At 64.9% G+C, this 13,359-nt stretch carries 15 protein-coding genes; 5 read left to right on the top strand and 10 right to left on the bottom strand.

Features of this window, described 5'->3' with window-relative positions:
- Positions 1-8 precede the first annotated feature (8 nt).
- The 6 genes from J0J06_RS11870 to J0J06_RS11845 are packed head-to-tail and all read right to left on the bottom strand — an operon-like array spanning position 9 to position 5,664.
- Complete coding sequence (locus J0J06_RS11870) at positions 9-878, bottom strand: ParB/RepB/Spo0J family partition protein (protein WP_294042168.1); 870 nt, start codon at positions 876-878, stop codon at positions 9-11.
- Positions 875-1,660, bottom strand: coding sequence for an AAA family ATPase (locus J0J06_RS11865; protein WP_294042166.1), 786 nt, complete (start codon positions 1,658-1,660; stop codon positions 875-877). Before J0J06_RS11865 ends, J0J06_RS11870 begins: the two co-directional genes overlap by 4 nt.
- Positions 1,657-2,265 (bottom strand): 16S rRNA (guanine(527)-N(7))-methyltransferase RsmG, encoded by a 609-nt coding sequence (rsmG, locus tag J0J06_RS11860; RefSeq protein WP_294042164.1) that lies wholly within the window; start codon positions 2,263-2,265, stop codon positions 1,657-1,659. Before rsmG ends, J0J06_RS11865 begins: the two co-directional genes overlap by 4 nt.
- Positions 2,262-4,094, bottom strand: a complete 1,833-nt coding sequence (gene mnmG, locus J0J06_RS11855; protein WP_294042162.1) for a tRNA uridine-5-carboxymethylaminomethyl(34) synthesis enzyme MnmG — start codon at positions 4,092-4,094, stop codon at positions 2,262-2,264. The genes rsmG and mnmG overlap by 4 nt, the downstream gene beginning before the upstream one ends.
- A gap of 35 nt (positions 4,095-4,129) precedes the next feature.
- Complete coding sequence (mnmE, locus tag J0J06_RS11850; protein WP_294042161.1) at positions 4,130-5,410, bottom strand: tRNA uridine-5-carboxymethylaminomethyl(34) synthesis GTPase MnmE; 1,281 nt, start codon at positions 5,408-5,410, stop codon at positions 4,130-4,132.
- Positions 5,411-5,427: 17 nt separating this feature from the next.
- Positions 5,428-5,664 carry a DUF6489 family protein gene (locus J0J06_RS11845; RefSeq protein ID WP_294042159.1) on the bottom strand — a complete coding sequence of 79 codons (237 nt, stop codon included), beginning with the start codon at positions 5,662-5,664 and terminating at the stop codon, positions 5,428-5,430.
- 70 nt (positions 5,665-5,734) lie between these two features.
- On the opposite strand from J0J06_RS11845, the gene J0J06_RS11840 reads away from it, so the two are divergent.
- Positions 5,735-6,433 (top strand): dienelactone hydrolase family protein, encoded by a 699-nt coding sequence (locus J0J06_RS11840; RefSeq protein WP_294042158.1) that lies wholly within the window; start codon positions 5,735-5,737, stop codon positions 6,431-6,433.
- Positions 6,434-6,474: 41 nt separating this feature from the next.
- Here J0J06_RS11840 and J0J06_RS11835 read toward each other — a convergent pair whose 3' ends face one another.
- The 4 genes from J0J06_RS11835 to hemE form a co-directional block, all read right to left on the bottom strand.
- Positions 6,475-7,128 carry a YjbE family putative metal transport protein gene (locus J0J06_RS11835; RefSeq protein WP_294042156.1) on the bottom strand — a complete coding sequence of 218 codons (654 nt, stop codon included), beginning with the start codon at positions 7,126-7,128 and terminating at the stop codon, positions 6,475-6,477.
- Between the two features lie 228 nt (positions 7,129-7,356).
- Positions 7,357-8,613 (bottom strand): transcription termination factor Rho, encoded by a 1,257-nt coding sequence (rho, locus tag J0J06_RS11830; RefSeq protein ID WP_294042154.1) that lies wholly within the window; start codon positions 8,611-8,613, stop codon positions 7,357-7,359.
- A gap of 151 nt (positions 8,614-8,764) precedes the next feature.
- On the bottom strand, positions 8,765-9,205 hold the full coding sequence (locus tag J0J06_RS11825; protein WP_294042152.1) for a CopD family protein: 441 nt from the start codon (positions 9,203-9,205) through the stop codon (positions 8,765-8,767).
- Positions 9,202-10,251, bottom strand: a complete 1,050-nt coding sequence (gene hemE / locus J0J06_RS11820; RefSeq protein ID WP_294042151.1) for a uroporphyrinogen decarboxylase — start codon at positions 10,249-10,251, stop codon at positions 9,202-9,204. The genes J0J06_RS11825 and hemE overlap by 4 nt, the downstream gene beginning before the upstream one ends.
- Before the next feature lie 286 nt (positions 10,252-10,537).
- Between hemE and J0J06_RS11815 the strand changes: the two genes are divergently transcribed.
- The 4 genes from J0J06_RS11815 to coaE are packed head-to-tail and all read left to right on the top strand — an operon-like array spanning position 10,538 to position 13,351.
- Complete coding sequence (locus J0J06_RS11815) at positions 10,538-11,350, top strand: pyruvate, water dikinase regulatory protein (RefSeq protein ID WP_294042149.1); 813 nt, start codon at positions 10,538-10,540, stop codon at positions 11,348-11,350.
- Positions 11,347-11,937 carry a nucleoside triphosphate pyrophosphatase gene (locus J0J06_RS11810; protein ID WP_294042147.1) on the top strand — a complete coding sequence of 197 codons (591 nt, stop codon included), beginning with the start codon at positions 11,347-11,349 and terminating at the stop codon, positions 11,935-11,937. The genes J0J06_RS11815 and J0J06_RS11810 overlap by 4 nt, the downstream gene beginning before the upstream one ends.
- Positions 11,934-12,761 carry a shikimate dehydrogenase gene (gene aroE / locus J0J06_RS11805; RefSeq protein ID WP_294042145.1) on the top strand — a complete coding sequence of 276 codons (828 nt, stop codon included), beginning with the start codon at positions 11,934-11,936 and terminating at the stop codon, positions 12,759-12,761. Before J0J06_RS11810 ends, aroE begins: the two co-directional genes overlap by 4 nt.
- A complete protein-coding gene (coaE, locus tag J0J06_RS11800) occupies positions 12,758-13,351 on the top strand; it encodes a dephospho-CoA kinase (RefSeq protein ID WP_294042143.1) in 594 nt (197 codons plus the stop codon). Before aroE ends, coaE begins: the two co-directional genes overlap by 4 nt.
- Positions 13,352-13,359 lie beyond the last annotated feature (8 nt).

The raw sequence follows: 13,359 nt of genomic DNA, 5'->3' as shown, positions 1-13,359 counted from the left end.
TCAGTGCGTCAGAGCGGCTCGCCGGTCAGCCGCTGGCATATCATGTCGAGTTGGTCGAGCGTCGAGTAAGCGACCATCAGCGTTCCACCCTTCGGCCCATAGCTGATTCTGACACCCAGCCCGATGACGTCGCTTAATTGGCGTTCGAGCGCAGCGATGTCGGCATTACGCCCGCCGCCCGATCCGCTTTTCGCATCGTCGCTCTTCGCCGACCGCGCCAGCCGCTCGGTCTCGCGCACCGATAGCCCCTTGGCCACGACCTCGGCCGCGAGACGCTCGACATCGGGCGCGCCGATCAACGCACGGGCATGCCCCATATCGATCTGGCCCTCGACCAACAACGCTTGAACAAACTCGGGAAGATCCAGTAATCTCAATAAGTTGGCGATGTGGCTGCGGGATTTGTTGACCAGCTTAGCGAGCGCTTCCTGGGTATGCCCGAACTCGGTGATAAGCCGTTTGTAGGCGTCCGCTTCTTCGACCGCGTTGAGATCGCGGCGCTGAATGTTTTCGAGCAGTGCGATCTCGAACGTGTCGGCGTCGTCCAGTTCTCGGACGATGACCGGCACTTCGTGGAGCCGCGCGCGCTGCGCCGCGCGCCAGCGGCGTTCGCCGGCGACGATCTGGTAATTGCGACCATGGGGACGAACCAGGATCGGCTGAAGCACGCCGCGCGCCGCGATGGACTGCGCCAGTTCCTCCAGCGCGGTTTCGTCGAAGCTCCGCCGCGGCTGGCCGGGTTGCGGCGTCAGCGCGCCGACCGGCATCATGCGAATCCCGGCCGTGGAATCGCCGGTCGTCGCCACGGGCTCTGCGGCAATATCCCCGAGCAGGGCGTTCAGACCGCGGCCGAGGCCGGAGCGGGGCTTCACGCTCATGCCGCGATCGCCGGCTTGGCGGGCGGCAGGCGGCCGATCAATTCGCGCGCAAGCGCCATATACGCCTCCGATCCCGAACAGCGATAATCATAGATCAACGCCGGCACGCCATGGCTCGGCGCTTCGGAGAGCCGGACGTTCCGCGGTATCACCGTATCGAACACCACCTTGCCCAGAACCGCGCGCACGTCCGACGACACCTGCTCGGTCAGCCGGTTGCGGCGATCATACATGGTCAGCGCCACGCCGAGGATAGCGAGGCCCGGATTGAACCGCGACCGAATGCGCTCGACGGTACTCAAAAGCTGGCTAAGCCCTTCCAAAGCAAAGAATTCGCACTGCAATGGCACCAGCAGCGAATCCGCCGCGACCATCGCGTTGATCGTCAACAGCCCAAGCGACGGCGGGCAATCGATCAACACGACATCCCAGCGATCATCCGCCGCCGACAAAGCGTGATCGAGCCGGTGTGTGCGCTCCTCATAATCGACTAGTTCGATCTCGGCACCCGACAAATCGACGGTCGCCGGAACGATATCGAGCTTGGGCACCGCCGTTGCGATCGCTGCCGACTCGACGCTGGTTTCGCCAATCAGCACTTCATAGCTCGACCGCGCGCGATTGGCGCGATGGATACCGAGCCCAGTCGAGGCGTTCCCCTGGGGATCGAGATCGACAATCAGCACGCGCTTGCCCGTCGCGGCGAGCGCGGTGCCGAGGTTGATCGCGGTGGTCGTCTTGCCGACTCCGCCTTTCTGATTAGCGACCGCGATAACCGTCACTGCCGCCTCACGCCGCGCGCGACCACGATGGCTGAATCGGGACTGGTGATGCTCTGTTCCACGTGAAACACACCATGCCACGCTCGTCGCGCTTCCGCCACCTCCTCATCGGCATTTCGGCCTTTTGGCAGCAGCCAGATCGTTTCCTTATCGGCGCATCGGTGCGCGGACTCGAAAAGCGCGGCAATCCGCGATACGGCACGGGCCGAGATCACCTTCGCCTTGTCCCGCACGGCTTCCACTTTGGTGGCCTTGACAGAGACGTTGGTCAAACCCAGCGCCGCCGCCACTGCGCTGAGATAATCTGCGCGCAGTCGTCGCGGTTCGACCAGGATCATCCTGCGCTCGGGCTCCACGGCGGCCACAGCCAGCCCCGGAAAACCCGCGCCGGTACCGATGTCGAGCCATACACCCTCCGGTCCCAACGCGACGAGCTGCAGCGAATCGACGATATGCCGCCCCCAGATCGAGTCGAGCGTCGATCTCGCAACCAAGTTTTGCCTTTCGCTTTCCACGGTCACGATCGCCGCCAGACGATCAAGGCGAGCCATCGCCGCAGAATCGAAGCGGGCACCAGCCCAGGTGCGCGCCTCGTCTTCGGTCACGCCGCACGCCGGTTGGTGTGAAGCAGGATCGCGGTCAGCGCCGCGGGTGTGATGCCGCGGACTCGTCCGGCGGCGGCGAGCGTTGCCGGCCGCGCGGCGGCCAACCGTTCCACCATCTCGGTCGACAGGCCGGGAATCACTGAGAAGTCGAGATCTTCGCGGAGCGTCGCGCGCTCGCTCGCACGCAATTCGGCGACCTCGGCGTCCTGCCGCTCCACATAGGGCGCATAGCGTGCGTCATCGATCGCTTCCGCCAGTATTGGCGTCATGACCCCATCGAGGTCGGGCACGACATCGGCGAGGGCCACATTGGGGAAGCGGAGCCATTCACCAGCAGTGCGGCGCGCGCCATCCTGGCCGACGCCGGTATGCGCGAGCACAGCGGCTGTGATTGGACGGGCGAACGCCGCGTCGATCGCCGCGCGCTCGGTGTCGCGGGACCGCACATGCGCCAGCCGCTCCGCACCGAGCAGCCCCGCAGCCTCCGCAACGGGCGACAGCCGCGTCTCTGCATTATCAGCGCGCAGCCTCAGCCGGAATTCGGCGCGCGCAGTCAGCATGCGATACGGCTCCGTCACGCCTTGCAACACCAGATCATCGATCATCACGCCTAGATAGCTTTGCGTGCGGTCGGGAAGGAACGGGTCGAGTCCCAGCGCCAGCGCAGCGGCATTGGCACCGGCGACCAGACCCTGCGCCGCCGCCTCTTCATAACCGGTCGTGCCGTTGATCTGGCCCGCGCAGAACAGGCCGGGCAACGCCGCCAGTTCGAGCCGGTGATCGAGCGAGCGCGGATCGATATGGTCGTATTCGACTGCATAGCCGAACGCGATGATCCGCGTCCGCTCCAGCCCGGGGACCGACGCGATCAGATCGGCTTGCGTGTCAGCGGGCAGCGACGTCGAGACGCCGTTGGGATAGACGGTCGCGTCGTCCAGTCCCTCGGGTTCGAGAAAGATCTGATGCCCGTCTCGGTCGCCGAAACGGTGGACCTTGTCCTCGATCGAGGGGCAATAGCGCGGTCCGGCGCCCTCGATCGCGCCGCCGAACAGAGGCGACCGGTCGAGCGCGGCGCGAATGATGTGGTGCGTTCGCTCGGTCGTCCGCGTGATCGCGCAGGCAAGCTGGGGCAGGGGCCGATGGAATGACAGCGGCGACATCGTCCATGGCTCGTCTTCCGACGGCTGGCGTTCGAGCCGCGCCCAGTCGATCGTCCGCCCGTCGAGCCGTGGCGGCGTCCCAGTCTTGAGCCGAGTCATGGGCAGGCCGAGCGACCGGAGCTGATCCGCCATCGCTGTCGCCGCCCGTTCGCCGAGCCGGCCGCCAGCCTCTCGGTCCTCGCCGCGAAACATCCGCGCGCCGAGGAAGGTCCCGGTCGCTAGGACGATAGCCGGCGCTTCGAGCGCCGTGCCATCGGCGAGAGTGACGCCCGCAATCGCCTGTCGTTCGACAATAAGGGACACCGCCTCGCCCGGCACGATTTCGATACGTTCGTTCGCCTTGACCGCTCTTCGAACCGCCGCCGCGAACCGCTTGCGGTCGGCCTGAACGCGCGGGCCGCGCACCGCCGCGCCCTTGCTGCGGTTGAGCATGCGGTAATGGATCGCTGCCGCGTCCGCCGCGCGCGCCATGATTCCGTCGCAAGCGTCGACCTCCCGGACCAGGTGACCCTTGCCGAGCCCGCCAATGCTCGGATTGCACGACATGGTCCCGATATTCGCTTCGGAGAACGTCACCAGCGCCACGCGCGCACCGCGGCGCGAGGCCGCCGCGGCGGCCTCGACACCGGCATGGCCGCCGCCGATAACGATGACATCGAACCTGCTCATGCGCGGCGGTTAGCAGCTTGTTCCACGTGGAACACTCACTTTCCGATGCAGAATTTTCCGAACAGCGTGTCGAGCATCGCCTCGACACCGACCTCGCCGGTGATCTGCGCCAGCGCGGCGTTGGCGCGGCGGAGGGCATCGGCGACGACCAGTTCGTCCCTCGAGTCGATGTCGGCCAGCGCCGTCACGGCGGCGCGGCAATGCTCCTCCTGCCGGGCGTTGAACGCGAGCTCGCCCGGCTTGGGAATCAGCGCGCCCGCACGGCCAACGACCAGATCCCACAGCGCCTCCACCGACCCATCGCGTTCCGCCGACACGGCAAGGACCGGCCCAGGCGGGGTTTCGGCGCGGCCGGGCAAGTCAGCGCGCGCATGAAGCCACAGCATCGACGGTGCAGGGGGGGACTCGTCGCCGAGCCATAGCACCAGGTCCGCGCCACGGATCGCCTCATCCGCGCGCGCGATTCCCATCCGCTCGATCGCGTCGTTGGTGTCGGCACGCAAGCCGGCGGTGTCGGTCAGCACGAAGGGGATGCCCACGCGCGCGACCGAGACTTCGATCCGATCCCGCGTCGTGCCAGCGATCGGCGAAACGATCGCCGCCTCGCGCCGCGCGAGCGCGTTGAGCAGGGTCGACTTGCCGCTATTGGGCGGCCCGGCCAGCACCACGCGCACACCGTCACGCAGTCGCTCCACTGTGGGCGCGGACAACGCCGCCCTCATCTCCGCCGCGACCTGCTCCGCGCGACTGCGGATAGAGTCCAGCAACGCCGCGGGAACGTCCGCTTCGTCGGAGAAATCGAGGGACCCCTCGATCTGCGCGGCGAGACCCAGCAATTCCCCTCGCCATCCCGCTATCCGCCGCGACAGCGCACCGTCGGCCATCGCCAGCGCGGAACGGCGCTGCATTTCGGTTTCGGCCGCCAGAAGATCGCCGAGCCCTTCCGCTTCCGCCAGATCGATCCGTCCGTTGGCGAGCGCGCGGCGCGTGAACTCGCCGGGGTCGGCGCGCCGCAATCCCGGTCGCCCCGCCAGCGCCGCCTCTACCGCCGCGACCACAGCCCGGCCACCATGCAAGTGCAGCTCGATCAAGTCCTCGCCGGTTGCGGTCGACGGGCCCGGGAAGACCAGAACCAGCGCGCGGTCGAGATGATCGCCGCTCGCTGGATCGCGCAGTGTGCGCACGCGCGCCTCGCGCGGCGGGGGAAGGTCGCATGCGAGCGATCGCGCCGCTACGACTGCTTCGGACCCGCTGATCCGAACGATCGCAATCGCGGCGGGCGGTGCGCCGGTCGAACAGGCATAGATCGTATCCATCCGGCGACAGACTGGCGTCAGTCCTTCTTGCCGGTCGCCTGATCGAACAGGCCGCGCCAGAACGCCAGGCTGGCATCGCCCATTGGCATCCAGTTTTTCATCATGTTTTCAAGAAGTTCCGGCTTCACCGCGGAGCCATCCATCGCCCCCATGATCGCCTGGATATATTTGTCGTGGATCGGCGACAGATCGGGCAGGCCGATCGCCCGGCGCGCTTCCTCGGGCGTGCAATCCACCTCGACATTGATCTTCATCGCGACCCTTCCCGCTGCTATTCGCCAGCTATATGCCCCCGTATCCCACGGCCTAGCAAGGAGAGCGACGATGACCGCGACGATCAGGATCGAGACGTTCGACCACGATGGCGCGTTCGACGCCTATGTCGCCGAGCCGGCCGGCGGCAATGCGACCGCGGCGATCGTCGTCATCCAGGAGATTTTCGGGGTGAATGCCGGTATCCGGCGCAAGTGCGACCAGCTGGCGGAGGCGGGCTATCTGGCGATCGCGCCCGACCTGTTCTGGCGGCTAGAGCCGGGCATCGAGCTCGATCCCGACATTCCCGACCAGATGCAGGCCGCGCTGGGCTGGATGGGCAAATTCGATCAGGACAAGGGCATTCGCGACATCGAAGCGACAATTCGCGCGGCGCGCGATCGCACAGGCGGTGGCAAGGTCGGCGCAGTCGGCTACTGCCTCGGTGGCCGGCTAGCCTACATGACCGCGGCACGCACCGACGTGGATGCGGCCGTCGGCTATTATGCCGTGGGCGTCGACGGGTTACTGGGTGAGAAGCACGCGATCGCACGGCCGTTGATGCTCCATATCGCTGGCAATGACGGGTTCGTCAGCCCGGAGGTGCAGGCAGCGATGCATGCCGGGCTGGACGACCATCCCAAAGTCACGCTGTACGACTATCCAGGAGTCGATCACGGCTTCGCGACCGAATTCGGCAAGCGCCGCGTCGATGACGCGGCCACGCTAGCCGACGAACGGACCATGGCCTTTTTCCGCGAAAATATATAGATTATCTTTATATTTCTGATGTTTACATTATAGCTGGCCAGTCACGCCCAGCCGAACAGCCGGCCGACCCCAATCTGCGGGTCAATAAAGCCCTCGTAGATCATCTTGCCCGCGACGTAGAGGATCACCGCCAGGCCGACATAGACGATCCAGTGGAAACGCTGGATCAACCGCGCGACGATGTTCGCGGCGAGGCCCATCAGCGTGACCGACAGCGCGAGGCCGATGAACAGCACCGCGGGGTGATCGCGCGCGGTGCCGGCCACGGCCAGCACGTTGTCGAGGCTCATCGACAGATCGGCGAGCGCGACCGAAACGATGGCGCGGCCGAAATTGCGGGTCGATGGCGGGCCTTCGATCTCCGGCGTGTCGGGGTCGTCGACGGGAGCGGGTGGTGTCGCCGGATGGAGCTCGCGGAACAGCTTCCACGCCACCCACAGCAGGAGCAGGCCGCCGGTGAACAGCAAGCCGACGATGTTGAGCAATTGCGTTGCGACCAGCGCGAAGCCGATCAGGAAGACCATCGCGATGCCCACGCCGATCGCCAGGATCTTCTTGCGCTGCGCTGGCGGAAAACCGGCGGCGAGCGTGCCCAGGACGACCACATTGTCGCCCGCAAGCGTGAGGTCGATCAGGATGACCTGGCCGAGGACGGCTAGGGCGGCTGGGGTGAAGATATCGGCGAAGTCAAACATGGTGCGCGCGGCCTAACGATTTAGCGCAGCTAAAGCGAGGCTCAAGCGCGCACCGGACGGCCTCGCCATAGCGAGGTCCGACGACGCGGCTTTGCGGCGGCGAGTTAGCGGGTCGGAGGTCGAGCCAGACAAAAACGGCGCGGAGTTAATCTGCGCCGTCGGCCGGTCTGTCAGCCCGCCGGCCGATCAGGCCCGAGGTTCGGATTAGCTATCGCTAATCCGGCCCGTTCACTGATTCATGCTGTCGAAGAAATCCTCGTTCGTCTTCGAATTCTTCATCTTGTCGAGCAGGAATTCCATCGCGTCGATCGTGCCCATCTGCATCAGGATGCGGCGGAGCACCCACATTTTCGACAGCTTGGACTGATCGACCAGCAACTCTTCCTTCCGCGTGCCCGACTTGCCGACATCGAGCGCCGGGAAGATGCGCTTGTCGGCGACCTTGCGGTCGAGGACGATTTCGGAGTTGCCCGTGCCCTTGAACTCTTCGAAGATGACTTCGTCCATGCGGCTGCCGGTATCGATCAACGCCGTCGCGATGATCGACAACGAACCGCCTTCCTCGATGTTGCGCGCCGCGCCGAAGAAGCGCTTCGGGCGCTGCAGCGCGTTCGCGTCGACACCGCCGGTCAGCACCTTGCCAGAACTCGGTACCACGGTGTTGTAGGCGCGACCGAGGCGCGTGATCGAGTCGAGCAGGATCACGACATCCTTCTTGTGCTCGACCAGCCGCTTGGCCTTTTCGATCACCATTTCGGCGACCTGGACGTGGCGCGTGGCGGGCTCGTCAAAGGTCGAGCTGACGACCTCGCCCTTCACCGAACGCTGCATGTCGGTGACTTCTTCCGGCCGCTCGTCGATCAGGAGCACGATCAGGAAGACTTCGGGATGGTTGTCGGTGATCGCCTTGGCGATGTTCTGCAGCATCACCGTCTTGCCGACGCGCGGCGGCGCGACGATCAGCGTGCGCTGGCCCTTGCCCTGCGGCGAGACGATGTCGATGACCCGCGCCGACTTGTCCTTGATCGTCGGATCGATCGCGTCGAGCGTGAGCTTCTGCTCGGGATAGAGCGGGGTGAGGTTGTCGAAATTGACGCGGTGGCGGACCACGTCGGGGTCGTCGAAATTGACGCTGGTCAGCTTGGTCAGCGCGAAATAGCGCTCACCGTCCTTGGGCGCGCGGATCTCGCCCTCGACCGTGTCACCGGTGCGCAGGCCGAATTTGCGGACCTGGTTGGGCGAGATGTAGATGTCGTCGGGACCCGCGAGGTAGTTCGCTTCCGGGCTGCGCAGGAAGCCGAACCCGTCGGGCAGTACCTCGATCGTGCCGAGGCCCATGATCTGGTCGCCATTCTCCGCCTGTTCCTTCAGGATCGCGAACAGCAGATCCTGCTTGCGGAGCGTCGATGCACTCTCGACGCCCAGTTCCTCGGCCATCGCGACCAGTTCGGCGGGGGGTTTCTTCTTGAGGTCTTTGAGATGCATTTCGGGCGTGTCCGCGGGTCTTAAGGGGGAGGTTTCGAGCATCTGTCTGCGAAGGAACGCGACAATGCTGGAGGAGAGAGGCTGAACGCACGCCAGGAGGGCGCCGCTCGCCGACAGGATTTATGGACGGCGCGAGGTCAAGTCAAGGCGGTCAGAAGGGTTTCACCACCACGAGGATGACAATCAGCGCGACGAACAATGCAGGCAGCTCGTTGACCATGCGCAACTGCTTCGACGTGAGCGTCGTGGTTCCGCCCGCAAGCTTCTTCGCATAACTGACCATCCAGCCATGGTAGCCGCTCATCAGGATGACGAGCAGCAGCTTGGCATGGAGCCAGCCTTCCTGCCAATGCTGGCCCACGGTCGCGATCACGAGCCCGAAGACCCACACCAGGATCATCGACGGCGTCAGGATTATACGGCGCAGCTTGGTCTCGCGCTCCATCCACTTGTCCGCCTCATGCGTGCCGAGCGATTCCTGGTGATGGACGAGGTAGCGCGGCAGCATGAACAGTCCCGCCATCCAGAAGATCACGAAGATGACATGCGCCGCCTTCAGCCAAAGATAGATCGAGGCGAGGAATTCCATCATCTGTTCCTTACCAGAGCCAGTAATTGCTCGACATGCGCGATCGGCGTGAACTGCCCGATACCGTGGCCGAGATTGAAAACATGCGGGCGATCGGCGAACACGGCAAGCACATGCTCGGCAGCTGACGTCATGGCGTGGCCGCCAGCCATCAATGCGAGCGGATCAAGGTTGCCCTGGACCGGCAGCCCTTCCGGCAACACATCATTGGCCCAGACGGGATCCACCGTCTCGTCCAGCCCGATTGCATCGATGCCCGTTTCGCGGGCGTAGGCGGCAAGCTTGCCACCAGCTCCTTTGGGAAAACCGATCACGATCAGGCCCGGACAACGTTCGTGCAGGCGCTTGGTAATACGTTCGGTGGGTTCGATCACCCATTGCTCGAATTGCGCCGGAGACAGGCTACCGGCCCAGCTGTCGAACAATTGCACCGCTTCCACCCCGGCGTCGTATTGGTTCGACAGATAATCCACCGTCAGGTCGACGATCCGATCAATCAACGCCACCATTGCGCCCGGATCGGCATAGCCCAACGTGCGCGCCTCGACCTGGTCCTTCGATCCCGCGCCGGCGATCATATAGGTCGCCACCGTCCAGGGACTGCCCGCAAAGCCGAGCATTGTCGTGGATGGCGGCAACGCGGCGACGACGCGCCTGACCGTCTCGTAGATCGGCTGAAGCTTATCGTGATCGGGCACATGCAATCGCTCGATCGCGTCCCAATTGTCGGCCTTGGGGGTCAGCCGTGGTCCCTCGCCGGGGCCAAAAGTCAAATTCTGGCCCAGCGCCATCGGCACCGTCAGGATATCGGAAAACAGGATCGCGCCATCCATCCCGAACCGGCGGACCGGCTGAAGGGTGATCTCGCACGCCGCTTCGGGATCAAGTGCGAGCGCGAGGAACCCGCCCTTCTTCTCCCGCAAGGCGCGATACTCGGGCAGATACCGCCCCGCCTGACGCATCAACCAAACCGGCGGCACATCCCGTCGTTCGCCGCGTAGCGTCGCGAGCAGGGGTTTTTCCCCAACCTGGCCCGATTCAAGAGTCATATAGATATATAGATAAGAAGGTTGTTGTTCTTGTTGGCGCGTGGATGCCGGGGGTTAGGCTTCTGTCCCGCAAATGCCAACAGCTTGACGCGTTCGGACCCGCATAAACGCTGGGATTCGCGTGTGCCGTCCCCGTTATTCACAGCCTGTGCGGCGAACAATTCGCTGTTGGCGCAGGTGTGGATGACGCGCGGCTTTTTCCACCGCCCCGCATCGCTTGGCCGACGGGCCAGGTTGCGCTAGCGGTTTTGCCGATGTTCTCCACAGGCTTTTCGGATCGCTGCTCGTGAGGCTCCATTTGCACCTCTTGTCGGACTCCACCGGCGAGACGCTGGAGAATATCGCCAAGGCCGCGCTGGCGCAGTTCGACGATGTCGAGACGATCCGTCATTTCTGGCCGATGGTGCGCAGCGAAGCGCATCTCGAGCGTATCCTGCAGGAGATCGCGCACAATCCGGGCCTCGTGCTGTTCACGCTCGTGTCGAGCGAGATGCGGCGGGCGCTCGAGACGCGGTGCCGCGCGCTCGGCCTGCCGGCGGTGGCACCGCTCGATCCCGTCAACGACGCGCTGAGCAACTTGCTCGGCCAGCAGGCCAAGGCACGCCCCGGACGGCAACACGTGCTCGACGCCGCCTATTTCCAGCGCGTCGATGCGATCCAGTTCACCATCGCGCATGACGACGGCGTCAATTGGGAGAATTGGGAGGAAGCCGACATCGTGCTCGCCGGCGTGTCGCGCACGTCGAAGACACCGACCAGCATCTATCTCGCAAACCGCGGATACAAGACCGCGAACATCCCGATCGTTCCCGAATCGCCGCCCCCGGACAAGCTTTTCAACCTGAGGAATCCGCTGGTCGTGGGGCTGACCACGAGCGCCGACCGGCTGATCCAGGTACGGCGCAACCGGTTGCTGTCGCTCAATCAAAACCCCGAAACGGCCTATGTCGATCAGGAAGCAGTGACGCGCGAAGTCGCCTATGCGCGGCGGATGTTCGCCGACAATGGCTGGCCGGTGATCGATGTGACGCGGCGGTCGATCGAGGAAACCGCCGCGGCGATCATCGCTTTGGTCAACGACCAGGGCGGGGGCGAATGACGCTGATCCTCGCCTCGCAAAGCACCTCCCGCCGGGCGATGCTCGACGCGGCGGGGGTCGCCTATGTCGCGGAACCGGCGCGCGTCGATGAAGATGGCGTCAAGGCGGCGATGGCCGGCCAGCCGCCGCGCGACATTGCCGATGCGCTCGCCGAACTGAAGGCGATCAAGGTATCGCAGGCGTACCCGGCCGCGCTGGCCCTAGGCAGCGATTCGATCGTCGCGCTGGCGGACGGGACCTTGCTCGACAAGCCGGTGAGTCGTAAGGACGCCGCGCATCATTTGCGCGCCATGGCGGGCGGCACGCACGATCTGTGGAGCGCCGCTGTGATCGCGGAGGCCGGGCGCCCGGTGTGGCGGCATGTCGAGCGCGCGCGACTGTATGTGCGACCGTTGTCCGAGGATTTCATCGAGGGGTATCTCGACGCGGAGTGGCCGGCGATCGCGGGCTGCGTTGGATGCTTTCGGATCGAGGGGCCGGGGGTGCAATTGTTCAGCCGCATCGACGGCAACCACTTTACCGTGCTGGGCATGCCGTTGCTCCCGGTGCTCGACTATCTGCGGGTTCGGGGGGAATTGGCGTCATGACCCTTCGACAAGGCTCAGGGCGGGCGTATGCGGAGGTGATCGGCAATCCGATCGCGCATTCGAAATCGCCGGTGATCCATGGTTTCTGGCTGACTGCGCTCGGGTTCGAAGCGGCGTATCACAAGACGCAGGTCGCGGCGGCGGGACTGGGCGATTATTTCGCCGATCGGCGAGCGGATCCCGACTGGCTCGGCTGCAACATCACGATCCCGCACAAGGAAGCCGCGCTCGATTTCGTTGAGGATCGCGGGGACGTCCGCGCGTCGATCGGTGCGATCAACACCGTGTTCCGAGACGGCGACGCGATCGTCGGCACCAACACCGATGCGGCGGGATTCTATGCGCCGATTTCGGGGATGGACCTGGCGGGTCAGCCGGTTGTGGTGATCGGAGCGGGCGGGGCGGCGCGGGCGATCCTGTTCGCGCTATCGCGTGTCGGCGTGGGGCGCGTGACCTTGCTCAACCGCAATCCGTTGAAGGGCGCGGCGTTGCTCGCGAGCTTCGGGCTGAAGGGCGATGCGCTGAAACTCGATGCACCGATTCCCTCGGCCGCGCTGCTGGTGAATGCGACATCGCTCGGCATGACCGGCCAGCCGCCGCTCGACCTCGATCTGTCGGCGCTGCCCGACGATGCAATAGTCTATGACATTGTATACGCACCGCTGGAAACAGCTTTGATCAAGGCAGCGCGGGCGCGCGATCTCGATACGGTCGACGGGCTGGAAATGCTGATCGGCCAGGCGGCACTGGCGTTCGAGATGTTCTTCGGCCGGGCCCCGCCGCGCGACCGCGACGACGAATTGCGCAGCCTGCTGACGTCATGAAGACGATTGGTTTAACTGGTTCGATCGGCATGGGAAAATCGACCGTCGCGCAGATGTTCGTCGACGAGGGCATCGCCGTATTCGATTCCGACGCGGCCGTGCGCGCGCTGCAAGGACCAGGCGGTCGGCTGATTCCGGCGATCGAACAGGACTTTCCCGGCACAACGGGGCCGAACGGCGTCGATCGCGCGGACCTCGGCGCTCGCGTGTTCGGCGATCCCGTGGCGCTCAAGCAGCTCGAGATGATCGTTCACCCCGCCGTCGGGGAGGAGCGCGCCGCGTTTCTGGCACGCCATGCCGACGACGCGATGGTGGTGTTCGACGTGCCGTTGCTGTTCGAAACCGGCGGCGAGCGTAATGTAGACTTCACGGTCGTGGTCTCGGCCGACGCCGCGACTCAGGCAGAGCGCGTGCTGGCGCGGCCGGGCATGACGAAGGAACGCCTCGGGGAGATCTTCGCGCGCCAGATGCCCGATGCAGAAAAGCGGGCGCGGGCCGATTTCATCGTCCCGACCGACTGTCCGATGGATCAAACCCGCGCCGCCGTGCGTCATGTCATAGCTTGCGTGTCGGCAAGCCAAGACCGATAACAGGATCA

This window comes from Sphingomonas sp., assembly GCF_017304615.1.
Classification (GTDB): domain Bacteria; phylum Pseudomonadota; class Alphaproteobacteria; order Sphingomonadales; family Sphingomonadaceae; genus Sphingomonas.
Note: the sequence above shows the minus strand (reverse complement) of the source record. Positions and strands in the feature narration are given on the sequence as shown.

Coding starts and splice junctions, on each gene's coding strand:
- J0J06_RS11870 (WP_294042168.1), bottom strand. CDS start 878: ATGAGCGTGAAGCCCCGCTCCGGCCTCGGCCGCGGTCTGAACGCCCTG.
- mnmG (WP_294042162.1), bottom strand. CDS start 4,094: ATGAGCAGGTTCGATGTCATCGTTATCGGCGGCGGCCATGCCGGTGTC.
- mnmE (WP_294042161.1), bottom strand. CDS start 5,410: ATGGATACGATCTATGCCTGTTCGACCGGCGCACCGCCCGCCGCGATT.
- J0J06_RS11845 (WP_294042159.1), bottom strand. CDS start 5,664: ATGAAGATCAATGTCGAGGTGGATTGCACGCCCGAGGAAGCGCGCCGG.
- J0J06_RS11840 (WP_294042158.1), top strand. CDS start 5,735: ATGACCGCGACGATCAGGATCGAGACGTTCGACCACGATGGCGCGTTC.
- J0J06_RS11835 (WP_294042156.1), bottom strand. CDS start 7,128: ATGTTTGACTTCGCCGATATCTTCACCCCAGCCGCCCTAGCCGTCCTC.
- rho (WP_294042154.1), bottom strand. CDS start 8,613: ATGCATCTCAAAGACCTCAAGAAGAAACCCCCCGCCGAACTGGTCGCG.
- J0J06_RS11825 (WP_294042152.1), bottom strand. CDS start 9,205: ATGATGGAATTCCTCGCCTCGATCTATCTTTGGCTGAAGGCGGCGCAT.
- hemE (WP_294042151.1), bottom strand. CDS start 10,251: ATGACTCTTGAATCGGGCCAGGTTGGGGAAAAACCCCTGCTCGCGACG.
- J0J06_RS11810 (WP_294042147.1), top strand. CDS start 11,347: ATGACGCTGATCCTCGCCTCGCAAAGCACCTCCCGCCGGGCGATGCTC.
- aroE (WP_294042145.1), top strand. CDS start 11,934: ATGACCCTTCGACAAGGCTCAGGGCGGGCGTATGCGGAGGTGATCGGC.
- coaE (WP_294042143.1), top strand. CDS start 12,758: ATGAAGACGATTGGTTTAACTGGTTCGATCGGCATGGGAAAATCGACC.